The following is a 24,105-nucleotide window of genomic DNA, read 5'->3' on the forward strand; positions in this document are numbered from 1 at the left end:
TTTTATTCTTGATATGGAATTGGGTCTTCGAGAGTAAATTGTATGGTTAATGTTTCCTCCTTTCTCTGAACGACCATGGTAATACTTCGTCCTTCATATGACTTCATGAGCTCCATAATTTTCTCTAATGTCATATCTGCTGTTTTGCTTCCATTGATGCTAATGACTCTATCGTCTCTTTTAAAGCCGACCTTATCTGCGGGAGAATCTTTTCTAACACCGGCAATGGAAAAAATGGGTTTTAAAGAAAATTTATATTGAAAAGTGTCTTCCTTGTATCCCCGGCTTACTGCTCCTGTTGTTAATTCTGTCTCGAGTTTTATTTTGTCTTGTGCCCACTCCAGACCATCCTGTTTGAAATCCAGTCCGCTCATATTAAAATGGAAAGGATCATTAAAGTTTCTATTTTTTCTTAAATATAACTTTTTGTTTGGATAATCAAAGATAGCAGTAAACCTTCGTATGATTTCTCCACCAATAGAACCTTTTCTGTTTTCTACCAAATTGACATGCTGAATAGAAAATTCGTCAGGCATAGCAGTAAGCGGTTTTTCAAATTTAAAATCTCCAAGATAAAAGTTATGAATTCGGCTTCTTTTGCCATAAATGTCCCCGTTAAATCCCCGTCCCAGAAAATCATCAATATTGGGTCTATTGTATACAAAGTCTTTAATGAGAGCAGGAAAGAGCCATATAGCATCGCTGTTCCCGAGATCGATCAGTAATTTTGAATCTTTTTTCTCATTAGTCATTTCTACACCAGCATGAAGGTAAGGTTTTTCTCTTTCAATAGTGATAGGGAACTCGTCAAATTTTCTGAGTTTTCTTTTGAAAACGCCAAGATCTTCAAAGATGGTTATTTTCTTGGCTGTATAATCTATAAGAACGGGATGATCTTTAAAAAAGTGATAGCCAATAACTCCGTTTACCGGAATTCCTATGTGAGATGAAATATTAAAATCTTCGTCCAGAATCATGTAAAGAGACATGGAAGTATTAATTACAGCGTCCCCGATGCGTCCTATATTTCGATCCGATTTTAGACCGTCAATACTTACATTACCTCCAAGGCCGGAAAATTTAACTTTTTCAACATTTCCCAATTTAAGTTCTTTATTATCCAGACTAAAAAGAATCGTTTCAGCAACTCCTGTATCCAGTAAGAAGGTAAGTTCTGCACCATTGACATTGATGGGAATAAAAATGAGGTTATTAATAAACTTAAAAGGGATAACAGCCTTTTTTGTATTGATTAATGCAAAAGAATTCTGTGCATTGATGAAAATGCTGAAAAATAATCCCAGTAAAATAACCTTTAGTTTCATTTACTGAATTTACTGAAATTATCTTTATCCTAATAAAAAAACATTCCAAATGCAGGAATGTTTGTATAAACTACAATGAAGTAGTTTGATTCGTTGAATTTATTTTAAAATGAGATACTGGTTATTTTGAGAAAAACTCCATTAAATCCATATAATTTTTCTGATTCACTCCATGACCACTCATATATTCTCTGAAAGTGAAATAGCAGCTAAGATCGTAAAGAAGGTCAGCTGCTTTTCTGCCCCATTCAAGAGGGATCACAGCATCGTCTGTACCATGAGAAACAAAAAAGCGTAATCTTTCAAGTTTCTTTTTGTCCTTTACAATACCATCAAGGATTTTATCCTCTGGATAGGCACTAAGACAGGCAACAAGATTAAAAAGATCAGGATATTTTAAAGCCAAGGCATAACTCAATACACCTCCCTGGCTAAAGCCACACAGATGCGCTCTGCTTTCGGTAAGGCCGTAGTGATTTATTATTTTTAAAATGCTTTCCAAGACTGCATTTAATGATTCTTTGGCTTGTGGTACATCAATGAACTGTTCAGGATCATTGAAGTTTATGTCATACCATGAATATCCATCAAATTGAGTATTTCTGGGAGCTCTGAAGCTTATGATAATCCAATCACTGGGTAGTGTTTCTCTAAAACTGAAAAGATCCTGCTCATTGCTGCCATAGCCGTGAAGCATAAAAAGGATAGGAGTATCCGGTGTAATATTTTCCGGCTCCCTTACTAAATAATCTAAATTCATACAGCAAATATAATTAATAAATTATATTATAGAACTTGACTTTTATTATAAAGATAAACAACTTAGATAATTATCTGTTGTAAATGTAATGATTGAGTAATTGAACTGTATTATTGGATTTTAGAGAGTGTTTTTCTGTTTTGCAGATTTGATATTGTTTGTAAATCTTTATTGGAAATTTTTCATAAAAGTTATTTTTATATTAATAAAAAACCTATATTTGAAACATTAAAAAATCTATTTGGAGAAATGAAGCAATTTTACAATTCAAAAAGTTTACTAAGACTTTCTTTTTTATTCGTTTTATTATTTTCTGTAATTACCGTTGTCAATTCCTGTAAAAAAGATGATGATGACGATGGATTTAAGGATCATCTTGTTCAATTCGAGGTAAAAACAAGTGCCGGAGGAGAGATTATAAGTGTGGTAACACAAGTAGGTACTGCTCAATCTACCATGTATAATACCCCTACAACACCTTTAACTTCACCTTGGTCGAGCGGAGAATTCTTTGTAAACTCCAGCCAGGCACAACTTAACCTGGATGCTAATGCAACAATGCCGGATCCGGATTCGGAATTAACGATCAATCTTTATATTGATGGCGAAGTTGTAAAAACAGCTAAGAAAAAGGGAAAAGGAGTATTAGTAGCTTCTATCGATTATAGCTTTTTAGAACCGTAAATTATACTTTACTATAAATAATTAAAACCGCTTTTTACAGCGGTTTTTTTATTCGTTAATCATATGGTGTTGTATAGCAATATTAATAAGTTCGGTGGAGTTTTTTGCCTGAAATTTTTGAAGCAGATTTTTACGGTGAGTATCTATGGTAAGTGGGCTTAAAAATAGCTCTTCAGCAATCATATTACTCGTTTTTCCCTTTGCCACCATTTGCAGAATTTGTTTTTCCCTTTTTGTTAATCTCGGAATAGGTAAATCATTTTGGTAAGGACGGTTGATGATCTTCCTGGTCTCGTTACAGAAAACGATATTTCCTGACACCGCACCTTTTATACATACAACCAGTTCATCTATGGACGTATTTTTAAGGAGATAACCACTGGCTCCGTTTTGTAGAGATTGCATAATGATACTTCTTTCAGAACGGTTGCTAAACATAATGACAGACGTCTCTGGTGAACTTTTTTTAATTTCCCGGCAAAGCTCTGCGCCGTTAGCATCAGGTAGGGTAATATCCAAAAGAATAATATCAACTGTATTCCCACTTATAAAATTCATGATTTCTGAGCCGGATGTAAAAGTTTCCATAATATTGAAGAAAGGCTGGTTCTTCAACATCATTCTTACCCCTTCGATGACAATAGGATGATCATCTACGATGACAATATTTATTTTTTCATTCTTCATGTATGTTGAGTTCTATATTAATCGTTGTTCCTTGGTTATCAGAGTTTATTTCCATTTTTCCTCTCAGATAATTTACCCTGTTATTCAGATTTCTAAGGCCCATACTTTTCGTGGTCGTTTCAATACCTTTATTAAAGCCTTTTCCATTATCTTCAATCGTGATCAGAAAATTTTCTCCTGATTGAGAGCACTGCAAAAGAATATTGCTTGCTTCAGCATGTTTGATGGCATTGGCCAGCAATTCCTGTACAATCCTGTAAATATTGAGCTGAATACTAACCGGAAGCTTTTTTTCAATGTTGAGAGGTTGAAAATAAATATCAAGATCCTTCCGGGCGTAGAACTCGCACAAATCACTCAATGCCGTTTCTAATCCAAAATTGAGAAGGGATTCGGGCATTAGATTTCTAGCCACATGTCTGAGTTCTGCTACAGAATCATCCAGTTGATTCAAAATTTTATAAAAATCTTGATCCTGTTCTCGATCCAAATGACCAGATGACCAAGTGGATAAATTAATTTTAACCCCTGCCAACATTCCACCAAGACCATCATGTAAATCCTTTGCAATGCGTTCTCTTTCCTTTTCTTCTGCTTCCAGAATCGCTTTTGTATGTGCCAGCTCTTCTTTTTGCCTGATATCTTTTATTTTTTGTTGAAGATTAATTTCTTTCTGTTCAGACAATTTTTTGTTGTTTCTGTAAAGGATGAATAAGAAAATTAAAAGACTTGAAAATAATAATAAAATCAGGCTTAATAGCCACAAATAAGAGTTCTTTTTGTTAACCTCCATTTGTTTTTGATTCTTTTCAGCACTGAGGAATGCAATTCTTTTTTCTTTCTCTGAAGTATTAAATTTTGCTTCCAGTTTATTGATCTCCAGTTTTACATTTTCAGCATTTAAGCTATCATTTAATGTAGAATATCTCTTTTCCCAAATCAAGGCCTCACCGAGGTTTCCCTTGATTTCATTAATACCGGCAAGGTGTCTGTAAATTGTTCTTTTGTTATTGAGATCCCGGGAAAGAGTATTGTCTGCCAGGATCTCTTCTAAAAGGGCTTTGGCTTCAGTATACCTTTTTAATTTTTTTAAAATTTCGTATTTGTGAAAATAGAACAGCTGCATCTGAAGCTTCTGGTTATATTTATTAGCGTAGAATAATCCCTTCTCTATTACGTCAAACGCCTGTTGATAATCTTGTTGTCCAATAGAGTATAATGTTCTGTTGTAATAATAAAAAGTATTATAAGAAGAATTAGGGTAGGAGTGTATCATATTTTCAGCCTTGTCTAAAAATTGCTTTCCTAAATTGTATTTTGCCTGATAACAATAATTACTATTAGTATTCAGATAAGCATAAAATAATTCAGTAGAGTAGGGTGCTTTTCTCTCAAGAATCCGGATGGCTTTTTCATTATAATATTCTGCTTTACTGAATTCCGAATTGAAGGTAAGCATCAAAGCCAGCTGAGTATATAGAAAACCTAAAGTCTTGCTTTCTCCATATTTTGCGGCAGTAGGAATACTTTTTTCCAGCATGGTTTTGATGAGATAAGGATAGCCTTCTTTATTTTTTTGTAAAATCCCATAGTTGTACCAGCTTAAAGATATATATAAATCGGCTTTTTCATTTTTTACTGTAGACAATACTTTTATAGCCTGTTGAAATGATTTTATGGCTATTTCTTTATCTAAATCCTGATAATATTGTCCTTTAAAGTAATTGTAGATTCCAGCTATAAAATGATCTTTCGCTCCTGTTTTTCTTCCGTTTTCCAGGTACTTTTTACTCAGAGCAGTATCCCTATTTTTGTAATAGCCGGACAACAGAAAATAAGACGTTACCTTGGAAGTAATGTTTGTGTTTTTCTGAATGGAAAGCTCTAAACTGTCTATATATTTTTTTTCATCGAGAGGAAGCAATCCCTGTGCTGACAGTGAAAAATGAATTAAAATATATATAATGCACAACAATCGTTTCATTAATTGTAGTTTTCGGTTTCTATAGTTTAGTTTTTTAAATTAAATGATTGAATATAGCTAAAAATTCACTCACGGAAAATACCTAAAATTAAGTATAAACAAATGTTTACAGAGTGAACAAAAAAGAATTATATACATATGATATATGAAAATAATATGAATAATTTGGTTCTGTTATTTTAATAATCAACATATATATGAATGTATTTTATTAAAATTGTTACATTTGTTAATAAAATCACCAAATAGTGAAACATCAAGAAAAATCGAGTCACATCAGAAAGGAAATTAATCAATCCTATCACGAGCTTAAAGAAACCTATCCTATATTAAAAAATCAGGATTATATTGGATTCACAATTTTTTTTATAACCGTTGTGTCAATTATTGCCGTGTCCATTGGATGGTATAAGTCTTTTGTTCCCACATGGCTTATGATTGTTCTGAATGCTTTTTTTATGGGAATTCTTCATGAGATCGAGCATGACCTTATTCATTGGCTTTATTTTAAAAGGCAAAAATGGGTGCACCACGGTATGTTATTGAGCGTTTGGATTTTGCGACCGTTAACGGTCAACCCATGGATAAGACGCAAGTTGCATTACCATCATCATAAGTTTTCAGGAACACTTCATGACGTGGAGGAACGTAGTGTAACGAATGGTGAGAAGTGGTCTGTTAAACGTCTGTTGACGACTCCTGATGTTGTTTTGGGTGGGTTGTTAAGGCTGCGACAAATGTTTAAAGATATGGATCAGGAGGTGAAAAACGGAAATCTCAAAGAAGAAACCTCATCTACGTTAAAACGGATCACCTTTTTAAGCATAATTCCTGTAACCATTTTTGCCCATGTGATATTATATTTATTTTTTGCAGATCAACTGTTAAATTGGATAAATACACGTTTTGGGAGTGATCTGAGTTTTCCATATGAAATCCGGAATATATTAAATAGTCTGCATGTGGTTATTTATACGATTCTTCTGCCAAATTTGCTGCGACAATTCTGCTTGCATTTTATAACGTCCAATATGCATTATTTTGGGGATGTTGAAGAAGGTAATGTCATGGAGCAAACACAAGTTCTTACCGTTTGGTGGACTTTCCCCATGCAGGTATTTTGCTTCTTTTTCGGCTGGACGCATAGCATCCACCATTTTGTAGTAAATGAGACATTTTATGTGCGTCATATCGGACGTAGAAAAGCACATGAAGTATTAAGAAAATATGGGGTGCGATTCAACGATTTGGGAACTTTTAGAAGGGCAAACCGCTTTAGAGAATATTCAAAATAACAAGGATTGTTCTGAGATCATTATTTATAATGAAAAACGGCGCTGAGACTAGTCTCAGCGCCGTTTTTATATCGTATTTAAAAAATTAAATCACTTTTACAATAAAGTAACTTTTCTTCCCTTTCTGAAGCAATAAGAATTTGCCGTCAATAAGATCCGTTTCGTTAGCTGTAAAAGTATCATTTACTTTTTGCTTGTTTACCGAAATTGAATTTCCTTTGATTTCTCTCTGTGCTTCACTTTTAGACTTTAGAAATCCTGATTTTTCAGAAAGAAGATCAACAATATTGATTCCCAATACATCAGCTTTTGCCACCTCCTTTTGTGGAACTCCGTCAAAAACTTCAAGGAACGTTTCTTCGTCAAGGCTTACAAGATCCTCAGCTGTAGAGCGTCCGAAAAGGATTTCAGAAGCTTTCAGTGCCTTTTCATATTCTTCTCTTCCGTGAACCCAAACGGTTACTTCTTCAGCCAGTTTCTTTTGAAGTTTTCTTTCGTGAGCGGCTGTTTTGTGTTCTTCAATTAAAGCTTCAATTTCTTCCTTACCTAAGAAAGTATAGAATTTGATAAATCTTTCAGCATCTTCATCTGTTGCATTTAACCAGAATTGGTAGAATTTATAAGGAGATGTTTTCTTTTTATCCAACCAGTAATTTTCACCACTTTCAGATTTTCCAAATTTGGAACCATCAGCCTTGGTAATCAAAGGAACTGTTAATGCAAAGGCTTCTCCCTGAGCTTTTCTACGGATTAATTCTGTCCCTGTCGTGATATTTCCCCACTGGTCAGAACCCCCCATCTGAAGTTTAACGTTATTATTCTGGTATAAATGAAGGAAATCATATCCCTGGATCAGCTGGTAAGTAAACTCAGTAAAACTCATTCCATCGGCTCCCGATTCTCCAGAAAATCTTTTCTTTACAGAATCTTTAGCCATCATATAGTTTACCGTAATATTCTTCCCGACATTTTTAGCAAAATCGAGGAAAGAAATATTTTTCATCCAGTCATAATTGTTGACCAATTCAGCTTTATTAGGCTCATCACCGTTAAAATTTAAAAATTTCGAAAGCTGGTTTTTTAAACAATCAACATAATGTAAAAGCGTTTCTTCATCCAAAAGATTTCTTTCAGCTGATTTTCCGGATGGATCTCCAATCATTCCCGTAGCACCTCCTACCAAAGCAATCGGCTTGTGACCATGTTGCTGGAAGTGAGCTAATATTTTTATCTGGATGAGACTTCCGATATGTAAAGAATCGGCAGTTGGATCAAAACCAATATATGCAGTAGTTACCTCTTTATTCAGTTGTTCATCGGTTCCGGGCATCATATCGGCAAAAAGACCACGCCATTTCAGTTCTTCTATAAAGGAATTCATTGATTTTTACTTTAAAATTTTACCGTGCAAAGATAGTAAATTCAGAAGGAAGAGAAAAAGTGGATATCCGCTAAAAAGTAAATTGGCAAATTTGCGGATTGAGCTGTTTATTTCTTCTGTAATTTCGGCCTTTTGCCTTATCTGTTAATTTGCCCTTTTACCACAAATGCTTTATATTTGTTATTAATGAACGACGAACAGCTATTCCAGCTCATCCATAAGGCCAAGGACAAAGACCAGAAGGCCCAGACTAAACTCATCAATGTTTTTTGGGTGGATGTTTTTTCATTTGTGATGAAGAAAGTTAAAGATGAAAACGATGCCGATGAAATTACCGTGAATGTTTTTTCTAAAGTATTGTCGAAGCTGGATATGTTTGATCCCCATTTTCAGTTTAAAACCTGGATTCTTACCATTGCTCAAAATACAGTTATTGATTTCTGGAGAAAGAAAAATCGTGAAAATGAAGATGCTGTTGAAAATCTTGATGAGGTCAAAAACCAATACGCCAAATCTCCCGAAGAACTGATGATTTCTGATGAAGAGCAAAAGAAAATCATTAAAACCATAGAATCTCTGGATGCCAACTATCAGGATATTATCAAACTTAGATTTTTTGAAGAAAAAAGCATCAAAGAAATTGCTGAAGAATTAGGAATATCCGTTGCCAACACAAAGGTAAGAGTAATGCGAGCCAAAAAAGTATTGGCCGAATTACTGAAGAACAATGAGTTTGATGACAATTAAATGATCAAAGCGTCCAATAATGAAGGTCAATACCATAATCAGCAAGTTCTAAGCATTGAGGTAGAATATGCAGTATGAAATTTTTCTCTGATAAAATCCTCTCACCTTAAAACGCACAACAGAATATTTTCTTGCGTCTTAGCATTTTTTTCAAAAAAAATTCCGAAGACACGCAATATTGCTTACATATAGACCTTTTCCTTTGTTTTAGGCAGTATAATTTCTATGCGATCTTTCTCACGTCTGTTTTGAAGATTAATTTTTAATCCTTTTTTGATATAGGTTTCATGATTAGATGGGCCGTATTCTTTGGTATTCTCAACATCTTTTTTGAAATTAAGCAGTCCGGTAGACAGGTTGAAATCTACCTCCTGTGAGTATTCTTCAGGTTTTCCATATTCCGAAAAATATCCTATTAATTCAAAATGCCCGTTCTGGAAACGATATTTGTCTGTATGTCCCCATTTCCAGCTGCTGCCTCCGGCTTCAGTAATCATTAAAATACCTTTTTGAATTTCCGTATTCTGATAAGGATCTCCCATCATACCACCGGCATTGCTTTCAAGAATGGCATTTCGTGATTTTTCAAGAACAGTCCATTTACCATTCACTTTTTTCAAAATCTGAATCTCACGGATATTGCCGGATTCACTTTCATCTTTTGTATTGTAAATAATAACTTTTTCGGGGATTTTATCACCATCTAAATCGCCGTCAACGGTTTCAATCACGGTGGATCCTGCAGGTTGAAATTCTTTTTGAGCAAAGCAGAAAGTGCTTCCGGTAACGGATAGAAAGAAAAGTACTTTTTTCATGGAAAATATTTTGTGAAGCCAAATGTACAACGATATTTTGAATTATCTGTTCCATCAATCTTTCTGGTAGATGGTTTCCATTAAAAAATCCTTAACTTTGAACTTCAATTTTAGAAATGGAAAATTCAGTTCAAGACACTACCGTTCAAAAGCCAAAGTGGATCCGTGTAAAACTTCCTACTGGAAAGAACTACCGGGAACTTAGAACTTTGGTTGATAAATATAAATTAAACACAATTTGCCAAAGTGGAAGCTGCCCGAACATGGGAGAATGTTGGGGTGAAGGTACAGCTACCTTCATGATTTTGGGAAATATCTGTACCAGAAGCTGCGGATTTTGTGGAGTGAAAACAGGAAAACCTCTGGATGTTAACTGGGATGAGCCTGAAAAAGTTGCCCGTTCCATCAAGTTGATGAAGATTAAACATGCCGTTCTTACGTCAGTAGATCGTGATGATCTGAAAGATATGGGATCTATTCTTTGGGGCGAAACCGTAAATGCTGTAAGAAGAATTTCTCCGGGAACTACCATGGAAACCCTGATTCCGGATTTCCAAGGGCTTACAAAACATCTCGACAGATTGGTAGATGTGGCTCCTGAAGTGATCTCTCATAATATGGAAACCGTAAAACGTTTAACCAGAGAAGTAAGAATTCAGGCGAAGTATGAAAGAAGCCTTGAAGTTTTAAGATATTTAAAGGAGGCCGGACAAAGAAGAACCAAAACTGGGGTAATGCTTGGTTTAGGTGAAACCAGAGATGAGGTTTTCCAAACGATCGAAGACATCAGAAATGCTAATGTAGATGTGATTACACTTGGACAGTACCTGCAGCCGACTAAAAAACATCTTCCTGTAAAGAAATTCATTACTCCTGAAGAGTTTGATGAGTTTGGAGATTTTGCAAGAAGTTTAGGTTTCAGACACGTTGAAAGTTCTCCTCTTGTAAGAAGTTCTTACCACGCAGAAAAACATATTCATTAAAAAATACAGACCGCTCAGAAATGAGCGGTTTTTTTTATGGTTGATCTCGGGTAATATCAATAGGAGTGGGCTTTAGCCCACTTAAACAAATATCAAAAATCATCTGGCTTTAGCCAAAACCTATTATTAAATGATCATTATTTATTACAAGAAGAATCCCTGCTAATGGTACCAATCCTTCCATTGATTTCAATCGCTTTAAAATGTTTTTTCTTAAACTCAGACGGAGTTTCTCCCGTATGTTGCTTGAATAATTTATTGAAATAGGAAAGACTTTCAAAACCTACCTGAAAACAAACTTCTGTCACTGAATAATCCTTCAACAGGAATATTTTAGCCTGATTAATCCGATAATTGTTTACAAAATCTGTGAATGTCATATTGGTTTGCTTTTTAAAATAGCGGCAAAAAGCAGGAGTACTCAGACTTACAATTGTCGCAATCTCATTCACATTAGGCTTTTTATCATAATTTTCATGGATGTAGTCGTAAATCGTGCCCATCCTGATTTTATCATTTAAAAACCATTTGATCCTTGTATCTTCTTTGTTGAGTTCTTTTACTTCATTGGAGTCTGCCAGAATCTGAAGAATATCAATCAGTCCCATTAACGATTCAAAGGAGCCTTTATTTTTAATGATCTGTAGCTTTTCAATAATAATCCTTTTTGTTTCTCCAAAAAATGAAAGTCCAAGATAAGATCTTTCCAGAAGCGTTCTGATATTTTCAAATTCAGGAACCGGCAGAATAATATCCTGAAGAAAATTTTCCCGCATTTGCAATACAAGCTGTTTACATTCAGTTTGGATGCCATAATCAAAATTAAGATGGGGAACATTCGAGCCGATCAACAGTAAATCGCTGTCCGTAAACCCCGAAATGTCTTTGCCTACATGCCGTATTCCGTTCACAGCTTCTACATAAACAAGCTCTATTTCAGGATGATAATGCCAGAAGAAGCAGTTTTTAAGAGAAGGCGAAAATAGTTTGAAAGATTTTCCTTTTTCAAACTCGATAGTTTCTTTCTGGATTTTCATTTTGTCCTGATTTGATAGTTTGTGAAGTTAAAATTAAACAAAAAGGTTAATATGGAGCAAATTTTTATCATTTTAAAAGAAGTGAAATCCAATCTTTCTGCCGAATTTTGCACTTTCAAATAGTGATGGCTACATCATTTTTTATTTTATAACAATTCATTAAGAAAAAAGAGCATACATGAAGATTGATAAAAGGATCATTCCACTGGCAATCGGTGGTTTGGGAATAGGAACTACGGAGTTTACCGTTATGGGGTTGTTGCCCGATATTGCTAAGACATTACAGATCTCTATTCCGCAGGCTGGACATTTGATTTCTGCTTATGCGATGGGAGTTGTTATCGGAGCGCCTCTTCTTATTGGGTATTCGGTAAAATTTCCACCGAAAAAAGTATTAATGGCCTTTATGGTTCTTTTTACTTTATTTAACGGCCTTTCTGCAGTAGCACCGGATTATACGTCGATGTTGATTATCCGATTTATGTCTGGTCTCCCTCACGGAGCGTTCTTTGGAGTAGGAACTGTGGTTGCTTCCAAAATGGCCGGGAAAGGGAAAGAAGCATTTTATATATCCATGATGTTTACAGGGCTTACAGTCGCCAATCTGGCGATGGTACCGTTAGTCACTTATATTGGGCATACTTATCATTGGAGATTCTATTTTGCCATTGTTGCAGTAATAGGTGTTGTTGCCTTATTATTTTTAAAATTATGGCTTCCCAATATGGAGGCCAACCAGAATACACACTTTTTAGAAGAACTGAAATTCCTTAAAAATAAACAATCCTGGCTGGTATTAGCGATTACAGCTATTGGATTTGGAGGCCTTTTTACCTGGCTTAGCTATATAACCCCTTTAATGACTGGTATTTCCGGAGTACAAAGTGACCAGATGGCCTATGTAATGGTGCTTGCCGGTGCCGGTATGGTGGTTGGAAATCTGGTAGGAGGTTTAGTTTCAGATAAATTAGGACCGGAGAAAACATGTGCACTTTTGATCTTTCTGATGATGATCTCGCTGACAGGAGTATTTTTCCTTTCTGAGCATCAGAATATTGCCTTTGTTCTGACATTTATGTGTGGTGCTTTGTCGATGTCTATTGCGTCACCAATCAATATTATGATGATGAAGGCGGCTCCAAAAAGCGAAATGATGGCGGCAGCATTTATGCAGGCTGGTTTTAATATCGCCAATGCTATGGGTGCTTTCCTTGGAGGAATTCCTTTAGAATATGGATTGCCTTTCAATTATCCGTCATTGATAGGAGTAGGGATGACATTTATTGGACTGATCATCAGTATAAGGTATATGTATTTATATAGGTCCGGAACTTCAAATGAAGATGAGGTTGCTACAGAATGCATTTCGTGTGATAAATAACGAGGTCTGATCGGGACTGATAAACATAAAAAAAGCTGGCTCAAATGAGAACCAGCTTTTTTAGTATAAAATAAATTTTACGCCTCTACTTCATCGCCATTTTTACACCAGTAGAGCGCATTGTATAAGTTTTCTTTTGGGAAAGATTTAAACTCTCCCGGCATGACAACGCTGAAGATATCCGTGAAATTTTGTACCCCTTCCTTGTCCGTTACAATTGCGGTACGATTCCATTTTGTAAGGTTTTTTAATCCTAATAATGCATCTTCAAGCCATGCCCCATGGTAAACTTATCCAGATCGGTATCCAAATACAATAAGTAATTCAACTCGCCAAATTGATCTATTTTCTCTTTGACACGCGGAATTACCAATTTTTCAAAATCTTCTTTCGTCACTTCTCCTGTCGCATTAAATGCTGCTACGTTCTCAGGAGCTTCTGGAATAATTGTTATCATAGTGAATATTTTATGGTGGTTTGGAGTTAGGTGTCAACAATAATTACACCAATAATTCAATAAGTGGTAGTTAAAATATTCATAAATATCACTATTTTTAGTGTAAAATATTAATATGAATCTTAAATCAAATGAACCTTTCTGGCTTTTAAAGAACGGATTAATCGCATCATATCCTTCTCTGAAATCAGACAAAGAATGTGATGTTTTAATTATCGGCGGCGGCATTACCGGAAGCCTTATTGCACATCAAATGATAGAAGACGGCTACAAGACAATTCTTATTGATAAACGTGAACTGTGCAACGGGAGCACCTCTGCTACTACTTCAATGCTGCAATACGAAATTGATGTTCCACTTTATGAGTTGACGGAGAAAATAGGCAGAAAAGGAGCTGTAGAAAGTTATAATGCGTGCAGTGATGCTATTGACACCCTTGAGGAACTTTCGAAAAAAATAAAATCCAAGGCAGGTTTCAAACGAAAAAAATCGCTGTATTTTGCTTCAAAAAAGAAAGATGTTGAATGGTTGAAAAAAGAATATAAAGCCAGAAAAGAAGCCGGATTCGAGGTGGAATGGTTGAGTGCGGATCAGGTGTTCGAAAAATTTGGGTTTGAAAATACCCATGGCGGAATTGTTTCAAAACAGGGCGCCAGTATTGATGCTTTTCAGTTTGCCCATGAGCTATTTATTCATAATGAAAAGAAAGGGCTGGAAATTTTTGATAAAACCGAAATGGTAAAAGTAGAATATCATAAAGGCTTTAACCTGGCTACAGTGACCGGAGGATCTACAATCAAAACCAAAAAAATTATCTATTGCATAGGCTACGAAAGCAAAAATCTGATCAAAGAAAATTTTGTTGACCTTAAAAGTACTTATGCCGTTGTTTCTGAAATTGATAATGATAAATTTAAAAATATAACCAGTACGCTGGTTTGGAACACCGATGATCCTTACATCTATATGCGCACCACGGATGATGGAAGACTCCTGATAGGCGGTGGTGATGAGGATTTCTATGATGCCGGAAAAAGAGATGCCTTATTGGAAAAAAAGGAAAAAGCTATTCTCAAAACTCTGCAAAAAATAAAACCGGATTATCACTTTTATCCGGATTTTGTGTGGGCAGGAACTTTCGGAGAAACCAAAGACGGATTGCCTTATATCGGAGAACATAAAAATTTCAAAAACTCCTATTTTGTCCTTGGCTTTGGTGGAAACGGAATTACTTTTTCAGTAACCGGAATGGAAATGGTTTCTCTGTTTATGAAAAATAAAAAACATAAGCTATCTCAATATTTTAAATTTGGAAGATAATGAGGAATAAAGGGATAAATCACGTCTCATAAAAAATAGAGGATTTTCAAAAGCTTACGTGTATTTTTTGCGCTTAGTGATTCTACTTAAAATAACTTAAGTGTTTAAAAATTTTTGACCTTTGTGGTTTGCTACAAAAAAGGATGGCTGCGAAAACCGCAGCCATCTTAAAAATTATCTACTATAATACCGGATTTGCATCTCTTTTGGATACTTCACTTCATAGGAGAAATTGATTTTATCAGACCCTCCTGAGTTGATATTTTTATTCCAAAGGATACTTCCTGTTTTTTCGTCCAGGTTTCCGCCTCCGGTTTCTATGGCTTTTATCTGGATTTTAGAATTTTCGCTGATCGGAAGTTGGTCCAGAACTTCAAGTTCAATGCTTTCTTTTGTGTTGTTTCTGATACTTATCTGATAAGACTCAGTTTCCCATTTATTAGAATTCATTGATTTTTGGGAGGTTTTGTCTTCCAGCTTAATCCTTTTCACGGTGATTCTTTCGTCCACACCAAGGGAGATCGGAAATTCGTCTTTTACATAATTGCTCGTGATAGTTGTTTTTCCGATATAATTATCGTCAAAATAAATATTAGCTTCTCCTGTAATAAGGTTGAGCGTTTGCCAGTTTTTAACAAAAGCCATCAGGAAAACCTGATTGTTAAGCTTCGGTACCGTATGGTATTTGTAAGTAGCATCGATTTGCTTTTTATCAAGAATTACATACTGTTCTTTTTCCTGGCTCAGAATGGTTTGATTATAATTCAGTTCATAAATTACATTCATCTGGCTGTCTGAAACGGAGGCAATAGGAATCTGGCTTGGTTTTGCGGCTATATCCTCTCTCATTTGGTATGCATTCACTGCTGCCGTTTCTTTTTTTAGCTTATAGTCGGCAATTTCTAACTGAGGACTGTAGACAGTATATTCTGCCACATAAAGTGGTGACAAAATGGGCCTATCCTGGTTATATGATGGTCTGTAGGTAGAAACAAACAACTTCACATTCTTCCAGTCTTGTCCGGTTTTCTGATAAATTTTTCCTTTATAGACCATTTCAAGAGGTTTCTTTACCGATTGGGCACGCAGATCGTAAGACGGAACCCAGCCTGCATCGGAAACGATATAGCTTACTCCCAGATTCAGGGTCGTTTCATTATCAGCAAGAATCTCAAGCAGCAGTTCCTTTCTATTTGTGTTTTTATGGGTTTGCTCCTCTGCGGATTGTTTGTCTAGTTTTGCAATACTTTCGTCCAGGATGTTTTTCTGCTCGTTTAGTGAAAAAACCTGATTATCAATTTCCAGCATTCTCTTTCTGTAGAATTCCGTCAGCTTGATGAGCTGTTCCTGCGGAGTAGACTTGTCATTGGTAGACACTTTTAAGTTGTCATTAATGATATTCTGTTCACCGGCAAGATTCTTAATCTGAATAGCCAAAAGGCCGGCTTGTCTCTGTAGTTTTTTTCTTTCCTCTCCCAGTTTCCTTTCACCATCGGATAATTCATCCGTTTTCAAAAAATTATTTTGTGGAGTGACAGAAAGTAGTGTTGTATTTTTTTCAAGATTAATTTTGTAGGTATTTTCATCCAGATTGTTGGGAAGATTAACGATCCTTACGCTATTTTTTCCCTTCTGAAGGCTTACGCTGGTACTTCCGAAAACTTTTGCTCCCTGAAGGTATACGGTAGCCTGTTTTACCTCAATTTCCTTTTTGATTTCCTGTGCCTTTACAAAAGCTACTGAAAATGTAATGAGTATTAAAAGATAACGTTTCATTGTCTATTATTTTAAATTATAAAGTAAAATTATCCCTATTTAAGGCGGAAAATGAGGACACTTGGTGAAACGGTGATTTGACTTGGTGGATTAAATCACAGATCAAAAAAAACAGTCCCAAAAGTGGAACTGTTTTCTTCAATCTGTTATTTTTAAAGGATTTCGTATCGTGTTTTGATGCTGTATTTCAGTTTGATATTCTCAATATTATCAAAAGAATAATCTACAGGAGCATCAGCCATTTCCATCTGTACACTTCTGCTGCTTTTGTATGCAACAGGCATTATTGTGTCGCTGGTATAGTCTTCTATCTCTACAATTTCAATAGCATTTCCTGTCTTTTTACCCATACTTTCCAGCAGGTAATCTGCTTTTTCTTTTGCAGCTTTTAAGGCGTTGATCTTTACTGTTTTTCTGAAATCAGCGATTTTGGTGTTTTTAACCTCTGCAATATTCAGATTGCTTACCCACTTTTGGTTAAGATCTTCAAAAATCTTACTGATATTAGCTTTTGTACTGGCTTTAAACTGAAAACTTTTGGTGAATTTTGCTGTTTTAGAATACACATTCTGGTACATCGATTTGAACTTGATATCTTCGTTTTTCACTCCGGCATTCTTTAAGATTTCAAACAGCTTCTTTTCATTGTCTGCCAGATCATTTTTGTTGTCTGCTTTTATTCCGATGCTGAAGATAATTTCGTCCGGTTCAATTTCCATTTCGGCAACACCGGTTACTTCAATTGCATTTTTCTTTACTTCCTGTGCGCTTATAAAGCTTCCCAGAGTTAATGCTCCGACTAATAAAAAATGTTTCAATTTCATAATTTCTTGTTTTTTAATTTTAAATTCTGAAGTAAAATTAGTCACATCTGAAACTGAAAATGGGGAGACTTGGTGAAATGAAGCTTTCACTTGGTGAGAACAAAAATATGGGCAACCTTCATAGAAAGCTGCCCTTGAATTTTATTTCTTTATCAACTAATAAGGACTATTCCTAATATAAGAAGTAGACTTTTGAAATTTTATCATTTTTAAATTCGTAGATCGCTGTAGCTTCTAACTTTTTGTTGGACTTTAAACCAGAGACGTTCTCTTTATCAATAACAGAATTCAAATTAATGATCCTCTGTTTAACCTCACAATGAAGATCCGGATGAGTGGTAAATAGGGACTCATAAGATTTTCTCATCGCATCTTTACCTTTACTTAAAAGTTTAGAAGGGAACATATAAAGTTCCACATCCTCAGCATACGGCTCCAGAAAAGCATCAATATTTCGGGCATTGTATCCGTTTACCTGCTGTTGCACCAACATTTCCGGAGTTACCTTCAAAATGGTACGAGGGTCAAAAGCTTGTCCGTTTTTAAAAATAGTATCAATTTGTGTAAGATAGTCCAGATTATCAACGGGATTGCCATTTAATAAGACAAGATCAGCCACTTTGCCAGCTTCAATACTACCATACTGAGCTTCCTTATTAAGAATTTTTGTAGGATTGATAGTTGCTGATTGCAGGATTTGCCAATTATTCATCCCGCTTTCTTTCATTGCTTTAAGCTCATCCATGAAAGAAGTGGCATGCTGGGTTCCTATATTTCCGGCATCGGTACCGGCAGCAATGGTTACCCCGCCCTCAGCTAGTTTTTTAAGATTAATCCTTCTGATAGAATCTGTTTTTGAAACATAACTTTTTATCTGAGAAGAATTGAATCTGGTTTTATATTTCTTTATTAATGTTGAATCAGATGAGTTTTCCAGATGCTTAAGATCATACATAGAGCCAATGCTTTTCGGGTCTGAGTTTTCCAGCTCATAGGTATTATACTCCTTTTTCTGTCCGTAGGTATCATAATAATTATCCATTACCGTAAGAGTAGGGCACAGAACAACTTTTTTCGCTTGTAAAAGCTTTACAAAGTCATCGGAAATTACCTCGTCTTCTATATTGTGAACCAGATAATCTGCACCGTTTAAAACTGCTGTTTCTGCTGTGAACCGCTCCGCAGCATGTACCGCCGCTTTCAGGTTGTTTTTGTGAGCTTCTTCAATTGTGGTTTTTATAACAGGTTCCAGTTTTTTGGCTTCTTCTTTCTTTTTTTGAGCATCACCTAAGACAATATACCAGATTTTAATAAAATCAGGTTTGTATGGAAGTTGCTCCTGTACAAATTTCCTGGCATCTTCAGGAGTTAAGGTCAGTTTAAAAGGTTCATCTTTATTGAGGTTTTTAAAGACTTCAGGCTCATAGGTTGTAATAAGCGGTCCGGACATATAAACAGACGGTAAATTGTTGTTCTTCTTTAATAAATCTCTTAAATTAAGAAAATTATAAGTTGCACCCGGATCAATCACTGAGGTAATCCCGGTTTTAAGATAATACTGAAGAAAGTTTTTCATATTTTCATGTCCCCGACTGATTTCTTCTTCATAAGGAACATGCTTTCTCAGATCCAGTGCATCCGGTCTTGTATACAAACCTCCACTTTGAAAAAAATGAATATGAGCATCTGTCATTCCCGGAATCAGGTATTTGCCTTCGCCGTTAATAACTTTTGAATTTTTAGGAATTTTAATCTGTTTGCTTGATTTTATGGTACTGATAACACCATTATTGATCACAACGGTTTGTGCAGGAACCATTTTCTTATGAATCACATCTGCAACAGTTACATTTTGGATATAAGTTTGAGCTTTGAAGCTGCTGCAACATAAAGCCAGCACGATCAGGATATGAAATTTTTTCATGGGAATTATAAGTGAAGTGATATACAAATATAATAAAACCGTGACTGATTTGTTTCACAATATTTTACGAATCATTTTTGAATATCTTGTATCTTCATCAAACCGGACTTGGTGAAATAAGGTTTTGACTTGGTGAAGAATAAGAGAAGATCGGTAAAGTTTTACTTACTTTGCACTAAAGATGTGAAATCCGTGAGATTAGTTTTTAAAATAGTATTGATATTGATTTTTGCAGGAGTAAACCTACTTCATGCACAGGATACAACACGGGTTTCTCAGGCACTTAAATCTGCCGCAAAACTTAAAAGGGCCGTCGATAAAAATGATAATAAAGGGGTTGCCGATACCTATGTGGGAATGGCCAACGATTATTTCAACCAGGGAAATTATGCTAAAAGTGAAGAGTACTTAATCAAGGCTAAGAATATCTATCAAAATCTTAACGATAAAAAAAATCTGGAATCTGTCACGCGCAAACTGGCTCAGTCACAGGAAAAACAAAATAAAATAGCTCCGGCAATCAGTAATTATAGTATGGCAGCACAGATGGGGTACAGCGAAAAGAGCAAAGCTGTCAACTCCAATGATGTGGCACGCCTGTCTTCTCCTACGCCTGAGATAAAAGCGGAAGCCATTCAAAATAATATTAATATCAGCAGAAAAGAAAACGAAACGGCAGATCTTGCTGCAGGCTACAGTCAGCTGGCAGAGGTGAATATTCAACAGAAGGATGTTTCAAAAGCAGAAGAAAATCTGAATAACGCCTATAAAATTTCGAAAAAAGAAGCTCCGCAACAGGCCCTGGCAATTAATCAGAAACTGGCAGATTTGTATGTTGATAATAAGAAATTTGATAAAGCTATTGAAGCGAAAAAGAAAGTTCTCAAAGAAGATTTTGTGAAAGAAAACTCTCAGGAGAAAGTCAATCAGATTCAGGAGCTGGCAGATATTTATATTAAGAAAAATGACCCGGCAGAGGCAGTAAGTTTATTAAAAAACGCGTACGGAATTGCTCTCAACAAAGGCCATACTCTTGAAGCTCAGAAAAGTGTAAAAAAGCTGGACAGTCTGTACGCAATCTCGGGAAATACCAATGCTTCAGTTCAATTGTACAGAGATTTTCTTGGAAAATTACCTGATCTGGTATCTAAAGACAGAAGCCTAGTTGATAACAAAATCCTTGAAGATACAGAACAGAGAATATCACAACTGGAAAAAGAAAAGGAATTGAAAGATGAGCTTATTCGTAAGAAAAACGTTTTCAATTATGGATTAATAGGTGCTTTGGTTCTCCTTACAGGACTTATCGTTATTATTTTCAGAACGCTGAAAAAAGTTCAGATTAAAAATAAAAAAATTGCCCTTCAGTCGCTTCGTAGAGAAATGAATCCTCATTTTATATTCAACAGCTTAAACAGTGTCAATCACTTTATCGCAACCAATAATGAACTGGAAGCCAATCAGTATCTCACCAGATTTTCCAAACTGATGCGTGGGGTAATGGAAAATTCTACCGAAGATTTTATCCCTTTTCAACAGGAACTGGATCTTCTGCAGAATTACCTTGGACTGGAGAAAACGCGTTTTGCAGATAAATTTAATTATGAAGTTGAGGTAGATGAAAGCCTGAATATGCACAATTTACAGGTTCCCGGAATGCTGGTGCAGCCGTTTCTGGAAAACGCAATCTGGCACGGACTGCGTTATAGGACTGATAAAGGCTTATTAAAACTAAGCTTTGAAAAAGAAGGTTCTCATTTAAAAATTCTCATTGAAGACAATGGAATAGGCATCGAAGAAAGCAAAAAACAAAAGACACATCATCAAAAAACACGCGAAGGCAGAGGAATGAAAAATACGCTGGAAAGAATTCAGCTGCTGAATGATTTGTATAAAAAAAATATTACCTGTTCCGTAAAGGATAAGGAAAACAGCAAAGGTGTTTTGGTAACCATTAAGATTAATCTGTTTTAAAAAAGAAATGCGATGAAAAATATAATGATATTAACCTTTGTTTCTTTATTTTCCGGGATATTATCTGCCCAGGAGTTTGATGCCACCAGGCTAAGTCATATTCTGAAAGCTTTAAAACTGGATAAAGCAAAAGTAAAAGAAGAGCTTTGTATCGAAAAGAAAATACCCAATGCAGAAGACTCATATATTGCCGTTATCCCGGTTATAGTGGGAAGTGGAGAAGATGAATATAATTTTACAATTCGAAATTATATCGTCATTACAGATGGAAACGGAACAATTCGGAATCAATACTTTGATCCTACTGAAATAATTTCCGATGCGATAATGCTGACAGGTCTGACAATAGATACGGGTTTATATACTATTGGAACAAATATTCGCGCCTTCGGTGTTAAAGTTGATTTTACGGGAAGCAGCCGGCCCAATCCTTATTCTTCCGAAACAATTTCATTATACTATCCGGAAGGAAAAACGCTGCGCAAAGTACTTGATCAATTTGAGCTGGATTCAAGCCATGGAGAATGGGATACCCGATGCAACGGTGAATTTGAAAACCGGCATTCTGTGATGATCATCGGTACGGCAAAGACCAATAATTTTTCTGATATTAAAATTAAAACCACCTCCGTTACAACCATTAATAAGGATTTAAATGGTGAATGTGAAGGTAAAGAAACTTCAAAAACCAGCTACAAAACTTTACAGTTTAAAAACGGAAAGTACCAGTAGTTTCTTTAAACTTTATTGAAAAAACTGTAACCATTTTGGAAATAGGATTGTCTGATAGATAAAAAACATAACCAAAATGAATACAGATTTTAAGACATTTGAAAATTCTCCGGTGAATATTAAAATAATTCTTGCCGGCTTGTGGACTTCCGTCACCCTTTGTTATTTATATGGAGACTATTTTGAACTCTATACTCCAGGAAAAACACGAGGTCTTGTTGAAGGAAATAATCTGTTGGATTCTCCCTTCAAACTGTTCACGGCTTCCATAGTTCTTGCAATTCCCGCCGTAATGGTATTTTTATCTCTGATTTTAAAACCGGCTATCAACAGATTTCTCAATATTGTGTTGGGACTGTTGTTCACATTAATTATGGTATTTATTGGTGTAACTTCCTTTTCAGATTGGTATTTGTTTTACGTTTTCCTGGCAGCTTTAGAATGTATGATCACTATACTGATCGTAAGATATGCCTGGAAATGGAAAAGAACAGATCTGTAGCTTTGGTTGTGTGACTGACCAAATATTCATAATTTGCAACGACAAGCTGAGACGTAATACCGATGAAAATAAAAGCTGTAATTGTAGACGATGAAAAGATTGCAAGGGAAGTTTTAAGAAGCTACCTTACCAAATATTGTCCCCAGGTTGAAATTCTGGGCGAAGCGGAAAGTATCAAAGAAGCTGTTCCATTGATCGCAGAAAATCAGCCGCAATTGGTCTTTCTTGATGTAGAAATGCCTTTCGGGAATGCCTTCGATGTTTTGGAAGCCACCAGTGAATTTTCTTATGAAACCATTTTCATTACTGCATTTTCGCAATATTCTTTACAGGCTTTAAATAAATCAGCAAGCTATTATATTTTAAAACCAATCGACATTCAGGAACTTATTGTCGCCGTTAATAAAGTGGTAGAAAGTCTTGAGAAAAAAGAAGAACTTAACCGGAATAAAATATTGCTTCAAAACTTAAAATTAAAACCGGAAAAACAACAGCTCATCCTTCCCACTTTACAGGGATTTGATGTGGTGAAAACGGAAGATATTGTAAGATTACAGGCAGATGGCAACTTTACCCAGGTATATCTTACCGATGGTTCAAAAAAAATGGTTTGCCGGTTTCTAAAACATTTTGATGATCTGTTGGAAAGTCCTTTCGTAAGAGTTCATCGCTCTCATATTATCAATACAGGTTTTGTGAAATCCTATCATAAAAGTGGAACAGTAATGCTTTCTGATGATACTGAAATTGAAGTTTCCGGGAGTTTTAAAGAGAACTTTCTGAAAGTTTTTTCGTAGAATTTATTGTTCCTTAACAGCCTAAAGGCACTATTTTTGACGCTTTTATAACAACCATTCAAAATATTCCGTTATGAAAACGCTTCACAAAATTATACTTCCGGTCTCGGTAGGTGCACTGGGGCTTCTTATTTTTAACTCCTATTCCGTGGGTATTCCCAAAGGAGCAATTGCCGTAAAAGGTTTTGATGCTAAAAAATATCTCGGACGATGGTATGAAATTGCCCGTTTTGATTACAAATTCGAGAAAAATATGGATAATGTTACCGCTGAATATTCTGAAAATCCCGATGGAACCATCCGTGTTGTGAACCGGGGCTACGACTATTTAAAAAAGCTGTGGAATGACTCTATCGGAGAAGCTAAATTCGTTAAAGATAAAACTGAAGCCCGTTTAAAAGTGTCTTTTTTTAAACCATTTTGGGCAGGGTATAACGTGATTGACATCGATGAAGAATATCAGTATGTTTTGGTTGCAGGAAGCAGCTTAAAATATCTTTGGATTCTTTCCAGAACCACCAGCATTCCTGAAAGCATAAGACAACGTTTTATTGAAAAAGCAAAGAAAATAGGATATAAAACAAATGATTTAATCTGGGTAAGACACAACCAATAAAGCGAAAAAGCTGAAAAAGCAAAATAGCAAAATGATCCTGGGTAAAGCGTTAAGAAAATTGAGATTGAATCCGCTAAAAAATTTCCACTGTCTGAGCTTGGCT

General features: G+C 35.5%; 22 protein-coding genes and 1 pseudogene. 11 read left to right on the plus strand and 12 right to left on the minus strand.

The window, feature by feature from the left end:
• Nucleotides 1-2: 2 nt before the first annotated feature.
• On the minus strand, nt 3-1,325 hold the full coding sequence (locus EG342_RS12650; RefSeq protein ID WP_103293517.1) for a PDZ domain-containing protein: 1,323 nt from the start codon (nt 1,323-1,325) through the stop codon (nt 3-5).
• A gap of 121 nt (nt 1,326-1,446) precedes the next feature.
• Complete coding sequence (locus EG342_RS12655) at nt 1,447-2,085, minus strand: alpha/beta hydrolase (RefSeq protein ID WP_103293516.1); 639 nt, start codon at nt 2,083-2,085, stop codon at nt 1,447-1,449.
• Nucleotides 2,086-2,334: 249 nt separating this feature from the next.
• Between EG342_RS12655 and EG342_RS12660 the strand changes: the two genes are divergently transcribed.
• Nucleotides 2,335-2,769 carry a hypothetical protein gene (locus EG342_RS12660; RefSeq protein WP_246008613.1) on the plus strand — a complete coding sequence of 145 codons (435 nt, stop codon included), beginning with the start codon at nt 2,335-2,337 and terminating at the stop codon, nt 2,767-2,769.
• Nucleotides 2,770-2,817: 48 nt separating this feature from the next.
• Here EG342_RS12660 and EG342_RS12665 read toward each other — a convergent pair whose 3' ends face one another.
• Nucleotides 2,818-3,456, minus strand: a complete 639-nt coding sequence (locus tag EG342_RS12665) for a response regulator transcription factor (protein WP_103293514.1) — start codon at nt 3,454-3,456, stop codon at nt 2,818-2,820.
• Nucleotides 3,446-5,440, minus strand: coding sequence for a sensor histidine kinase (locus EG342_RS12670; protein WP_103293513.1), 1,995 nt, complete (start codon nt 5,438-5,440; stop codon nt 3,446-3,448). Before EG342_RS12670 ends, EG342_RS12665 begins: the two co-directional genes overlap by 11 nt.
• 248 nt (nt 5,441-5,688) lie before the next feature.
• Between EG342_RS12670 and EG342_RS12675 the strand changes: the two genes are divergently transcribed.
• Entirely contained in the window at nt 5,689-6,735 is a 1,047-nt protein-coding gene (locus EG342_RS12675) for a fatty acid desaturase (RefSeq protein ID WP_103293512.1), read from the plus strand.
• 85 nt (nt 6,736-6,820) lie between these two features.
• On the opposite strand, the gene tyrS is transcribed toward EG342_RS12675, so the two are convergent.
• Nucleotides 6,821-8,116, minus strand: coding sequence for a tyrosine--tRNA ligase (gene tyrS, locus EG342_RS12680; protein ID WP_103293511.1), 1,296 nt, complete (start codon nt 8,114-8,116; stop codon nt 6,821-6,823).
• Between the two features lie 186 nt (nt 8,117-8,302).
• Here tyrS and EG342_RS12685 point away from each other — a divergent pair, with 186 nt between their 5' ends.
• Complete coding sequence (locus EG342_RS12685) at nt 8,303-8,863, plus strand: RNA polymerase sigma factor (RefSeq protein WP_103293510.1); 561 nt, start codon at nt 8,303-8,305, stop codon at nt 8,861-8,863.
• Nucleotides 8,864-9,045: 182 nt separating this feature from the next.
• Here the strand turns inward: EG342_RS12685 and EG342_RS12690 are convergent, their stop codons facing one another.
• Nucleotides 9,046-9,678, minus strand: coding sequence for a hypothetical protein (locus EG342_RS12690; RefSeq protein WP_103293509.1), 633 nt, complete (start codon nt 9,676-9,678; stop codon nt 9,046-9,048).
• Nucleotides 9,679-9,794: 116 nt separating this feature from the next.
• Between EG342_RS12690 and lipA the strand changes: the two genes are divergently transcribed.
• A complete protein-coding gene (gene lipA, locus EG342_RS12695; protein WP_103293508.1) occupies nt 9,795-10,661 on the plus strand; it encodes a lipoyl synthase in 867 nt (288 codons plus the stop codon).
• 137 nt (nt 10,662-10,798) lie between these two features.
• On the opposite strand, the gene EG342_RS12700 is transcribed toward lipA, so the two are convergent.
• Nucleotides 10,799-11,698, minus strand: coding sequence for an AraC family transcriptional regulator (locus EG342_RS12700; RefSeq protein WP_103293507.1), 900 nt, complete (start codon nt 11,696-11,698; stop codon nt 10,799-10,801).
• A 178-nt stretch (nt 11,699-11,876) separates the two neighbouring features.
• Between EG342_RS12700 and EG342_RS12705 the strand changes: the two genes are divergently transcribed.
• Nucleotides 11,877-13,079, plus strand: coding sequence for an MFS transporter (locus tag EG342_RS12705; RefSeq protein WP_103293506.1), 1,203 nt, complete (start codon nt 11,877-11,879; stop codon nt 13,077-13,079).
• 77 nt (nt 13,080-13,156) lie between these two features.
• On the opposite strand, the pseudogene EG342_RS25685 reads toward EG342_RS12705, so the two are convergent.
• Nucleotides 13,157-13,300, minus strand: a pseudogene (locus EG342_RS25685) (SpoIIAA family protein); the annotation flags it as partial.
• 32 nt (nt 13,301-13,332) lie between these two features.
• Nucleotides 13,333-13,536, minus strand: coding sequence for a hypothetical protein (locus EG342_RS25690; protein WP_317126815.1), 204 nt, complete (start codon nt 13,534-13,536; stop codon nt 13,333-13,335).
• Between the two features lie 115 nt (nt 13,537-13,651).
• On the opposite strand from EG342_RS25690, the gene EG342_RS12715 reads away from it, so the two are divergent.
• A complete protein-coding gene (locus tag EG342_RS12715; RefSeq protein ID WP_103293505.1) occupies nt 13,652-14,857 on the plus strand; it encodes an NAD(P)/FAD-dependent oxidoreductase in 1,206 nt (401 codons plus the stop codon).
• Between the two features lie 174 nt (nt 14,858-15,031).
• On the opposite strand, the gene EG342_RS12720 is transcribed toward EG342_RS12715, so the two are convergent.
• The 3 genes from EG342_RS12720 to EG342_RS12730 form a co-directional block, all read right to left on the minus strand.
• On the minus strand, nt 15,032-16,633 hold the full coding sequence (locus EG342_RS12720; RefSeq protein WP_103293504.1) for a DUF4139 domain-containing protein: 1,602 nt from the start codon (nt 16,631-16,633) through the stop codon (nt 15,032-15,034).
• Nucleotides 16,634-16,785: 152 nt separating this feature from the next.
• Nucleotides 16,786-17,457, minus strand: coding sequence for an SIMPL domain-containing protein (locus EG342_RS12725; protein ID WP_103293603.1), 672 nt, complete (start codon nt 17,455-17,457; stop codon nt 16,786-16,788).
• A 172-nt stretch (nt 17,458-17,629) separates the two neighbouring features.
• The gene (locus EG342_RS12730) at nt 17,630-19,381 is read right to left on the minus strand and encodes an amidohydrolase family protein (protein WP_103293503.1); all 1,752 of its coding nucleotides are present in this window, start codon (nt 19,379-19,381) and stop codon (nt 17,630-17,632) included.
• A 132-nt stretch (nt 19,382-19,513) separates the two neighbouring features.
• Between EG342_RS12730 and EG342_RS12735 the strand changes: the two genes are divergently transcribed.
• The 5 genes from EG342_RS12735 (at nt 19,514) to EG342_RS12755 (ending at nt 24,002) form a co-directional block, all read left to right on the plus strand.
• Nucleotides 19,514-21,355 (plus strand): histidine kinase, encoded by a 1,842-nt coding sequence (locus EG342_RS12735; RefSeq protein ID WP_246008614.1) that lies wholly within the window; start codon nt 19,514-19,516, stop codon nt 21,353-21,355.
• Nucleotides 21,356-21,367: 12 nt separating this feature from the next.
• Nucleotides 21,368-22,087: a PA3715 family protein gene (locus tag EG342_RS12740; protein WP_103293501.1), complete on the plus strand. Its 720-nt coding sequence runs from the start codon at nt 21,368-21,370 to the stop codon at nt 22,085-22,087.
• 76 nt (nt 22,088-22,163) lie between these two features.
• Nucleotides 22,164-22,589: a DUF6326 family protein gene (locus EG342_RS12745; RefSeq protein ID WP_103293500.1), complete on the plus strand. Its 426-nt coding sequence runs from the start codon at nt 22,164-22,166 to the stop codon at nt 22,587-22,589.
• 62 nt (nt 22,590-22,651) lie between these two features.
• Nucleotides 22,652-23,386, plus strand: coding sequence for a LytR/AlgR family response regulator transcription factor (locus tag EG342_RS12750; RefSeq protein ID WP_103293499.1), 735 nt, complete (start codon nt 22,652-22,654; stop codon nt 23,384-23,386).
• Nucleotides 23,387-23,459: 73 nt separating this feature from the next.
• Nucleotides 23,460-24,002: a lipocalin family protein gene (locus EG342_RS12755; RefSeq protein ID WP_103293498.1), complete on the plus strand. Its 543-nt coding sequence runs from the start codon at nt 23,460-23,462 to the stop codon at nt 24,000-24,002.
• The last annotated feature ends 103 nt before the right edge of the window (nt 24,003-24,105 follow it).

It is taken from the genome of Chryseobacterium lactis, assembly GCF_003815875.1.
In the GTDB taxonomy this organism is placed as follows: domain Bacteria; phylum Bacteroidota; class Bacteroidia; order Flavobacteriales; family Weeksellaceae; genus Chryseobacterium; species Chryseobacterium lactis.